Origin of the sequence: Streptomyces sp. MB09-01 (assembly GCF_033794505.1) — a bacterium.
In the GTDB taxonomy this organism is placed as follows: domain Bacteria; phylum Actinomycetota; class Actinomycetes; order Streptomycetales; family Streptomycetaceae; genus Streptomyces.
In genome coordinates this window covers 1-9315 of the sequence record NZ_JARAYQ010000294.1, presented here as the reverse complement: position 1 = coordinate 9315, position 9315 = coordinate 1, and the positions used below count along the sequence as shown (strand labels likewise).

7 protein-coding genes and 1 pseudogene are annotated in these 9315 nt (G+C 70.6%); 6 read left to right on the top strand and 2 right to left on the bottom strand.

Annotation, left to right across the window (positions count from 1 at the left end):
- The 5 genes from PV721_RS37220 to PV721_RS37200 form a co-directional block, all read left to right on the top strand.
- The coding region (locus PV721_RS37220) for a TetR/AcrR family transcriptional regulator (protein ID WP_319732331.1) at positions 1-553 on the top strand (553 nt) is incomplete at its 5' end.
- 116 nt (positions 554-669) lie between these two features.
- Complete coding sequence (locus PV721_RS37215; protein ID WP_319732328.1) at positions 670-1593, top strand: TauD/TfdA dioxygenase family protein; 924 nt, start codon at positions 670-672, stop codon at positions 1591-1593.
- A gap of 50 nt (positions 1594-1643) precedes the next feature.
- Positions 1644-2987 carry an MFS transporter gene (locus PV721_RS37210; protein WP_319732326.1) on the top strand — a complete coding sequence of 448 codons (1344 nt, stop codon included), beginning with the start codon at positions 1644-1646 and terminating at the stop codon, positions 2985-2987.
- 82 nt (positions 2988-3069) lie between these two features.
- Complete coding sequence (locus PV721_RS37205) at positions 3070-4776, top strand: aldehyde dehydrogenase family protein (protein ID WP_319732324.1); 1707 nt, start codon at positions 3070-3072, stop codon at positions 4774-4776.
- Positions 4777-4938: 162 nt separating this feature from the next.
- Complete coding sequence (locus PV721_RS37200) at positions 4939-6525, top strand: long-chain fatty acid--CoA ligase (protein WP_319732322.1); 1587 nt, start codon at positions 4939-4941, stop codon at positions 6523-6525.
- A gap of 271 nt (positions 6526-6796) precedes the next feature.
- Here the strand turns inward: PV721_RS37200 and PV721_RS37195 are convergent.
- Positions 6797-7453 (bottom strand): annotated as a pseudogene (locus tag PV721_RS37195) (NAD(P)-dependent oxidoreductase); the annotation flags it as partial.
- A 3-nt stretch (positions 7454-7456) separates the two neighbouring features.
- Between PV721_RS37195 and PV721_RS37190 the strand changes: the two are divergent.
- Positions 7457-7597: a hypothetical protein gene (locus PV721_RS37190; RefSeq protein ID WP_416371259.1), complete on the top strand. Its 141-nt coding sequence runs from the start codon at positions 7457-7459 to the stop codon at positions 7595-7597.
- 329 nt (positions 7598-7926) lie between these two features.
- Here the strand turns inward: PV721_RS37190 and PV721_RS37185 are convergent, their stop codons facing one another.
- Entirely contained in the window at positions 7927-9084 is a 1158-nt protein-coding gene (locus PV721_RS37185; RefSeq protein WP_319732320.1) for a glutamate--cysteine ligase, read from the bottom strand.
- Between the last annotated feature and the right edge of the window lie 231 nt (positions 9085-9315).

The following is a 9315-nucleotide window of genomic DNA, read 5'->3' as shown; positions in this document are numbered from 1 at the left end:
GGAGGAGCGGGTCACCGGGGCGGTCCTGAACGCGGTCGTCGAACTGATCGCCGAGCAGGGGATCGGGGCCGTCACGATGGATGTCGTCGCCGCGCGGGCCGGGGTGAGCAAGCCCGCCATCTACCGGCGTTGGCCGACCAAGCAGGACCTGATCATCGCCGCTGCCGAGACCCGTATCGGTGTCCTGTCGGTGCCTGATCTGGGCGACTTCCGCGCGGAGCTCCGTTTCGTACTCACCACTCGTCTGGAGGCGTACCGACTGCCGGGGTCGGACCGGCTGATCGCGGGCCTGATCGGTGCGGCGGCCGAGACGGGCGCGATGCGGGGCCAGTACGCGGGGTACACCGAGCGGATCACGAGCGAGACCAGGCGCATCCTGGAACGCGGGATCGCGCGCGGTGAAGTGCGGCCGGACACCGATGTCAGGGCCGCGGCGACCCTGGTGGCCGCGCCGCTGCTCTTCCGGCTGCTTGTCGAGCAGGAGCTGCCCGACGCCGCGCTGGTGGACGAGCTGGTGGACCTCGTCGGCCGCGCCGTGCGCTCAACCGCCTGAGCGGTCTCCCGCCCCGGATTTCCGGCTCGATTTTTGATGCCCACGGACCCTTGTCTCCGCACACCCCAATAACGATACTTCCGGTAACGATTTTCTGCCCTCGTTACGGAGGCCTCATGGACAGCGCCGTCACCACCCCCGCCCCCGCGCTCGACAAGCCCCTGATGCACTACGGGAAGCGCACGCTCGATCGCATCGCGCCCGGCATGCCCCAGCCCGACTACCTGCTGCTGGACGTCTGCCCGCTCACCCCGCACATCGGCGCCGAAATCGAAGGCGTCGACCTCTCGCTCCCGATCGGCGAGGACCTCGCGGACGAGATCAGGCAGGCATTGCTGGAGTGGAAGGTGCTGTTCTTCCGCGATCAGCACGCCTTCGACCCGCAGTCCCAGCTCGCTTTCGCCGGCCTGTGGGGCGAGCCGGAACCCAACCCCTTCTTCCCCAAGGGGGACACCGTCGGCGTCTCCCGCCTGGCCAAGGACGCCATGGCCATCGGCACGGAGAACATCTGGCACAGCGATCACTCGTTCATGGCCGCGCCGGCACTCGGCTCCGTCCTGCGTGCCGTCGAGGTCCCGTCCGCGGGCGGCGACACCATGTGGGCGGACATGTCGGCCGCCTACGACAACCTCTCCGAGGCCATGAAGGCCCGGATCGAGGGGCTCACCGCCGTGCACGACTGGGTGCCTAGCTGGGGCTGCCTGATGACCGAAAGCCAGCTCGCCGCGCACCGCGAGAACCTGCCGGCCGTCGAGCACCCCGTGGTCGTCCGTCACCCGCGCACCGGGCGCAAGCTGCTCTACGTCAACGAGCCCTTCACCACCCGGATCGTCGGACTGACCGACCCCGAGAGCCGTGAACTGCTCGACGAGCTCGTCCTCCAGGCCCGGATCCCCGAGTACCAGGTGCGCTTCCGCTGGCAGCCGGGCTCCGTCGCGATCTGGGACAACATCGCCACCCAGCACTACGCGATCAGCGACTACTTCCCGCAGCGCCGTGTCATGGAGCGCATCGCGATCGCCGGCGTCCCGCTCTCCTGAACGACCTCCCGGCCCCTGCTCCCTCTCCATCCAGTCTCCGCGGAGCCCTTGTGACCGACACCGATGTCGCACCCGCCGTGCCCGCCGGCCCCCCGAAGGCGCCGAGCAGAACGAGACGCCGCGCGTGGACCGTCACCGCGCTGCTCGTCGTCTTCATGATGATCAATTTCGCCGACAAGTCCGTGCTCGGTCTGGCCGCGGACGAGATCCGACAGGACCTCGGCCTGTCGGCATCGGCCTTCGGACTCGCCAGCAGCGCCTTCTTCCTGCTGTTCTCGATCTCCGGTGCCGCGGTGGGGCTGCTCGCGGACCGCATACGACCCAAGTGGCTGCTGCTGGCGATGGCCGTCCTGTGGTCCCTCTCCCAAGCGCCGCTGGCGGTGGGCGGAGGGCTCGCGGTGCTCCTCACCTCACGTGTTCTCCTCGGTGCTGCCGAGGGGCCCGCCTTCCCCGTCGCCCAGCAGGCCACCCTGTCCTGGTTCCCCAACCACCGACGCAACCTGCCCGGGGCGTTGATCGTCCTCGGAATCACCCTGGGGGTCCTGGTCGCCGCTCCCGTACTGACGTGGGTGATCCAGCACCACGGCTGGCGCTCGGCCGTCGCCGCGGTGGCGCTCGTCGGTGTCGTGTGGGCCTTGCTGTGGATCCCCTTCGGCGGGGAGGGACCCTACGCGACCGCGTCGGACACCACGGCGCCGACCGGCTCCGGCGACAGGAGGGGTGAAGGGGCGGCGGGAACCGGGCCGGTTTCGGCCCCGCACAGGACGCCGTACCGGCGGATCCTCGCGACCCGTACCTGGATCGGTGCCACGGCCGCCTACTTCGGCACCTACTGGGTCATCGCCTTCGCCCTGGTCTGGCTCCCCTCCTACCTCCACGACGCGCTGGGCTACACCTCGGCCGGGTCCACCCAGGTGCTGATGCTGGTCTGGGGGCTTGGCGGCGTCGTGGTGCTCGGGCAGGCAGGCTTGACCGGATGGCTGCTGCGCCGCGGGACCGCGAGCCGGTGGGCCCGCGGCGGGGTGGGCGGCGTTCTGCTGCTCATCGGCGCCGCGGCATGCCTCGCCCTGCCGCTGGCGCCGGCCGGTGCCGTGACCGCCGTGCTCCTGGTCGCGGGATTCGGGCTCGCCGGAGCGATGAGCAGCGTCGCCGTCACCACGGTGACGGAGCTGGCTCCGGCCGATCGCCGCGGCGGTGCCCTGGGCATCATGAACGCCGTGGTGACCACCGCCGGTCTGATCGCCCCGACGCTGATCGGGCACCTCGTGGACACCCGCGGTGTGGAGGGCTACCAGCACGCGGTCCTGATCACCGGCGCCGTGCTCCTGCTGAGCGGGGCCGCCGCCCTCACGTTGATCGACCCGGACCGCGACGCCCGCCGGCTGTCCGCGTGACCGCACGCGCGTGCCTGCTCCTCGCGCAGCGTCCGGAGCAGGCCCTGCCCCTCCCACTCCCGACCTTTCGCAAGGACCGACGTTGAACACCAGCGCCCTCGACACCTCCTTCCTCGACCGCACCGTGACCGCCGTACGCGGCAGCGCCGAGTCCTGGTCCGCCACCCCGCTCACCGAACGCATCGCCCTCCTGGAGCGGCTGCTGCCTCGCGTGGTCGCCCGAGCCTGCGAACTGGCCGCTGCCGGTGCCCGCGCGAAGGGGTACGCATCCGATTCGCCGTGGGCCGCCGAGGACTGGATCGGCGGGCCGTGGGCCCTGGCGCAGAACGCCGCGGCGTACCTGCATGTGCTGCGGCGGATCGCCGCGGGCAGGGACCCGCTCGACGGCAAGAAGGTTCACGAGGAGAACGGTCGCACCCGCGTGGGCGTCTTCCCCGCCACCGGCTGGGACGCCCTCCTGCTCAACGGGTTCACGGCCCAGGTGTGGATACGCCCCGGCGTCACCGCGGAGCAGACCCGGGCGGGCGCCGCGGGCGAGTACCGGGGCAGGCAGGCAGACCCGGCCCTGGCCCTGGTGCTCGGCGCCGGCAACGTCTCCGCCATCACCGCCCTGGACATCCTGCACAAGCTCTTCGCCGAGGGCCAGGTCGTCATCGCCAAGATGAACCCGGTCAACGACTATCTGCGCCCCCACTTCGAGTACGTCTTCGCCGAGTTCGTCGAACGCGGCTGGCTGCGCTTCGTCGACGGCGGCGCGGACGAAGGCGCCTACCTCGCCCGCCACGAAGGCGTCGACGCCATTCACGTCACCGGCAGCGACCGCACCCACGACGCCATCGTCTGGGGCACCGACGACGGAGCCGAGCAACGCCGCCGTGATGACCTCCCGTTGAGCACCAAGCCCTTCAGCAGCGAACTGGGCGGCGTCAGCCCCTGCATCGTGGCGCCGGGCCCGTGGAGCGAAGCCGACTTCCGCTTCCAGGCCGAGCACATCGTCACCAGCAAGATGAACAACTCCGGCCACAACTGCATCGCCACCCAGATCCTGGTCCTGCCGCGCGACTGGGACGGTACCGAGCGGCTCCTGGCAGAGATCCGGCGGGTACTGCGCGAACTACCTCCGCGCACCGACTACTACCCCGGCGCCGCCGGGCGTCTCGCCTCCGTCCTTGCCGCCCACCCGCAGGCGGAGGCTCACGGCGACGGCTGCCGGCTGCTCGTACCCGACATCACCGACCACGACGACCTCCTCATCACCGAGGAGGTCTTCGGCAGCGCACTGGGCGTCGTGCGCCTGCCCGGACAGACGCCGGCCGAATTCCTGCGCCACGCCGTCGACTTCGCCAACGACACCCTCCCCGGCACGCTCGGCGCCACTCTCATCGTCCACCCGAGGACCGAGAAGGCCCACCGGGACGCGGTACGCAGCGCGATCGCCGACCTGCGCTACGGCACCCTGGGCGTCAACTGCTGGTCGGCGGTCGGCTTCCTGCTCGGCTTCACACCGTGGGGCGCCTACCCCGGGCACACCCGCCAGGAAATCGGCAGCGGTATCGGTTTCGTGCACAACGCCTTCATGCTCGAGGACATCGAGAAGACCGTGCTGCGCGCCCCGTTCACGCCCGCGCCGCGCGGACTGGTCACGGGCGACCTGTCTCTTTCCCCTCGCCCGCCGTACTTCGTCACCAACTGCACCGCTCTGACCACCGTGGAGCGCGTCACCCGCTTCACGGCCGCGCCGAGCGTGATGAAACTGCCCGCTCTCCTCGCATCCGCGTTGCGGGGCTGACTCCTTCGCACCTGGTGCACGCATCGATTCAGCGCATCAGGATGCCCCGCTGCGCACTGCCCTTGCCGTGACGTTGCCGATCCACGGGATCCACGCGACGGGCTCCGGTGGCCGATTCCTCCTTTCCGCCGCTTCCACCGACACACCCCACGGAGAACTCACATGCTCAATCTCGCCGCCGTGCTGGAGAACAGCGCCCGTGCCATGCCCGACCGCACGGCAGTCGTGCTGGGCGTCCAGCGGCTGACCTATGCGGAGCTGGACGCGGCCGCCCGCCGCGTGGCCAACCTGCTCCGCTCACGCGGCATCGTGCCGGGCGACAAGGTCGCGCTGTCCTGCCCGAACGTGCCGTGGTTCCCGATCGTCTACTACGGCATCCTCAAGGCCGGCGCGGTCGTCGTCCCGCTCAATGTGCTGCTCAAGGGCCGGGAGGTCGCGTACCACCTGGCCGACTCCGAGGCCAAGGCCTACTTTTGCTTCGAGGGCGGCGCCGAGCTCCCGCTGGGGCAGGAGGGCTGGGCGGGCTTCGGCGAGACGCCGGGCTGCGAGCACTTCTTCCTGATGCCCGCCGCCCCCACCGGGGACTCCCCGATCACGGGCGCCGAGACCCTGACGGCGGCGCTGGCCGGGCAGAGCACGGACTTCGACACGGTGGCCACCGAGTCCGGGAACACCGCGGTCATCCTGTACACGTCCGGCACCACCGGCCGGCCCAAGGGCGCCGAGCTCACCCACTCCAACGTAATGCTCAACGTGCTGACCTGTCACAAGCTGTTCGGCGAGATCGAGCACGACGTGCATCTGATCACCCTGCCGCTGTTCCACTCCTTCGGCCAGGTCGTTCAGATGAACGCCGGACTTGCGTCAGGGGCGACGCTGGTGCTGCTCCCGCGCTTCGACGCCCGGGCGGCCCTGGCCCTGATGCAGCGCCATGCCGTCACCTTCTTCGCGGGCGTCCCCACGATGTACTGGGCCCTGCTCGAAGAAGAAGCGCCCGACGTGGACCTGCCGCAGATCGCCAGGAACCTGCGGATGGCAGGCTCGGGGGGCTCGGCACTCCCGGTCGAGATCCACCGCCGGTTCGCCGAGCGGTTCGGCGTCACCATTCTGGAGGGGTACGGCCTCTCCGAGACCAGCCCGGCGGCCACGTTCTCGCCGCGCGGCGAGAAGGTCCGGCCGGGCTCCATCGGACGTCCGGTCTGGGGCGTGGAGGTGGACCTGGTCGGCAAGGACTGGGCCCCGGTGCAGGGTGCCGACGCCATCGGCGAGATCGTCATCCGCGGACACAACGTGATGAAGGGCTACTTCAACCGGCCCGAGGCGACCGCCGACGTGATGCGCGACGGCTGGTTCCGTACCGGTGACCTGGCCCGTCGGGACGCCGACGGGTGGCTCTACATCGTCGACCGCGCCAAGGACGTGATCATCCGCGGGGGCTTCAACGTGTACCCACGGGAGATCGAGGAGGTGCTCCTCACCCATCCCGCTGTGAGCATGGCGGCCGTCATCGGCATGCCGCACGAGCGCCACGGTGAGGAGATCAAGGCATGCGTGGTCCTCGCCCCGGGCGCGACGCTCTCCGAGGCGGAGCTGATCGCCTGGTGCAAGGAGGAGATGGCGGGCTACAAATACCCCCGCCTGGTGGAGTTCTTCGCCGTCCTGCCCACCAACGCCACCGGCAAGATCCTCAAGCGCGAGCTCCGGGACGCGGGTACCACGGATGCCGGCGCGATCGCGGGGGCCCGATGAGTACGCCGCCCGCCACCGTCGACCAATCGCGCATCGGGCCCGTGTGCGCGGGGTGTTCTCGCCGCGTGGCGGGCACCCGGACAGGGCAGCAGGATGAGAGCGGACCTTCGCGGGCGATACGGCTCCGCCGGCCGGTCTGTCACGGATGACATCACGACAACACTCTGGCGGTGGGACACGCTGCCGCCACCGGACAGCGACATCGAACCGACATGCGGGCGTCGGCCGCTCCCCGACGTGACCGCCCCACGGGAACTGCGAGGGATCCGGGTCAGGCCTTGCGGGCCAGCACGATGTTCCCCAGCGGTGCTCCCTCGATGTAGCGCAGGATCTGGGCGCGGATCAGACGGAGTACCCGAGGCAGGAAAGCCGAGCTGTTGCCTCCGACGTGAGGGCTGATGAGCGTGTTGGGCGCGTGCCACAGGGGATGCCCGGAAGGGAGTGGCTCCGGGTCGGTGACATCGAGGGCCGCGCTCAATCTGCCGGCCGTGAGCTCGGCGAGCAGGGCGTCCGTGTCCACCACGGCACCTCTGGAGGCGTTCACCAGCAGGGAGTGGTCCGGCATCGAGGCGAGGAAGCGCCCGCCGACCAGGCCACGCGTCTTCGGGGTGAGCGGGACGGTGAGGATCACGACATCGGCCTGGGGGAGGAGTTCGGGCAGATCGTCGAGCGCGTGGACGGGCCCGCGGGGAACGGAACGCGCCGTGCGGGCGACTCGCAGGACTTCGCACTCGAAGGGGACGATCCGGTCCTCGACCGCTGCGGCGATGGAGCCGTAGCCCACGAGCAGGACGGTGCGGTCGGCCAGCGAGGGGCGGAAGCCGGTCCGCCACTCTTCAGCGTCCTGGGCCCGGACGAAGTCGGGGATGCCTCGGAGCGATGCCAGGGCGAGTGACACGGCCAGTTCGGCGGTGCTGGCATCGGCCACTTCATGCCGGCCGAGCTGGTGGACTCCCAGTACGCCGCCCTCGAACCGCTGCGACCCGACGAGCCCGGAAGGACCGTCGACGCAGCAGCCGACCCGCAGGCCATCGTCGACGAAGCGGAGAGAACCGTACGGGCGCTGCGGTGAAAGCGCACCTGTCCGGCTCCCGTGGAGAATCCGCTGCGCGAGGGTCTGCGTGCGTCGTCTGATCACGCCGCCTTGGCTGGGGACGCGCAGGGGACGCAAGGACAGGAACCAGCCGATAAAGGCCGATGCGACCTGACCCCAGTCACCCCAGCTGAGCTGCGGAAAGGGCACGGAGCCGCGTTGAGTGACGAGGGCCGCCAAGATCGCAGGAGGACTCATAATCCGTCGGCCGTGGGTTCGAGTCCCATCCGCCCCACTACGAGCCGCAGGTGCGGAAACGATTGCACCTGCGGCTTGGGTGAGACGGAGCGCTCCGGGCTCGGTCCGGGCTAGAAGTCCTCCGTTTCGTCCGCGAGGTGGCGCAGTACGTCCGTCAGGTCCTGGCGGCGGGCGAAGGCCGCGCGCTGGCGGTGGGCGCCCGAGCCGTCGCGCAGGAGGCCGGCCAGGGTCTTGGCCGCGTGGTCGAGGTCGCCGGCGGCGGCCAGGTCCGGTGCGACCAGGTCCAGCAGGGCCTCCGCGAGGTCCGCCGCGGGGAGTTCCGTGCCCGTGTACGGGTCGAGCCCGAAGCCCTCCAGTCCGTCGTGGGCCGCCCGCCAGCGCGCGAGGCGCAGTACGTCGTCCCGTACGGCCGGCTCGGGGCGGTGCTCCTCGATCTCGCGCAGGGCCGTGGAGACCAGCGCGCGGGCCAGTTCGGCCTGGAGGATGGCCGAGTCGATGTTCGGGGACATGTCGGGCGCCCGGATCTCCAGCGTCGGCCAGTGCCCGGACGGGCGGAGGTCCCAATAGACCATCTTGATGTCCAGGGCCGCCCCGGAGCCGAGCAGGGTCTGCACCGAGCGCCGGAAGTGGGCCGTGGACGTGAAGTGCGGCGGCAGCCCCGCCGAGGGCCAGCCGGACCAGGCCATCGCCCGCCAGCTGGCGTGACCCGTGTCACGCCCGCCCCAGAACGGCGAGTTGGCCGCCAGGGCGATCAGTGTGGGCAGCCACGGTCTGATCCTGTTGGACACCGCCACGGCGGTGTCCACGTCGAGCGTGCCGATGTGGATGTGGCGGCCGCAGCTGACCAGCGTGTCGGTGAGCGCGCCGAAGCGGCGGTGCTGCTCGCGCTGGCGCGGCTCGTCGTCGGTCAGGTGCAGCGGCCCCTCCACGGCGACCACCGGCGAGGGCGCGGCCAGCAGCCGGCAGCCGTGGGCGCGGGCCGCCCGGCCGAGGGTGCGCCGCAGGGCGGCGAGTTCGGCGCGCAGCGAAGCGGCCGAATGGGCTATCGGAGTGGATATCTCCACCTGGTAGCGGGTGCCCTCGGGGTGCAGCTCGCCCGGCAGTCCGCCGGCCGTCGCGAGGACCAGCGGGGCGGCGGGGACCACCCGGAACGTGCGGGCGTCGACGAGCAGGAACTCCTCCTCGACGCCGACGGTGAGGGGGACGGTGGGGCGCACCGTGTTCTGCGTCGTGCCGGTGCTCGTGGTGCTGTTGCCAGGTTCGATCACTACGCCTCCCTGGACATACGAGTCTTTTCATCATGAGCTGAACACGAGGCGAGGAGCGTACGTCGATTCAGTCAAATGTCCGGTGATAGTGGCGAGTTACCGGCAAGAGGCCATCCGCGGCGGGACCGCGGGGCCGGATGGGGCGACTGTTGCCGGTGTGTGAAGCCGCGGAATAACCCTTCGGGGCGCCGGACGGCCGGCGGTTAGGATCCCCTGTGCCCCTGACGACCG

Bases quoted from the DNA above. Each gene is read 5' to 3' on its own strand.
- PV721_RS37215 (WP_319732328.1), top strand. From the start codon at position 670: ATGGACAGCGCCGTCACCACCCCCGCCCCCGCGCTCGACAAGCCCCTG.
- PV721_RS37190 (WP_416371259.1), top strand. From the start codon at position 7,457: ATGCCGGCCGAGCTGGTGGACTCCCAGTACGCCGCCCTCGAACCGCTG.
- PV721_RS37200 (WP_319732322.1), top strand. From the start codon at position 4,939: ATGCTCAATCTCGCCGCCGTGCTGGAGAACAGCGCCCGTGCCATGCCC.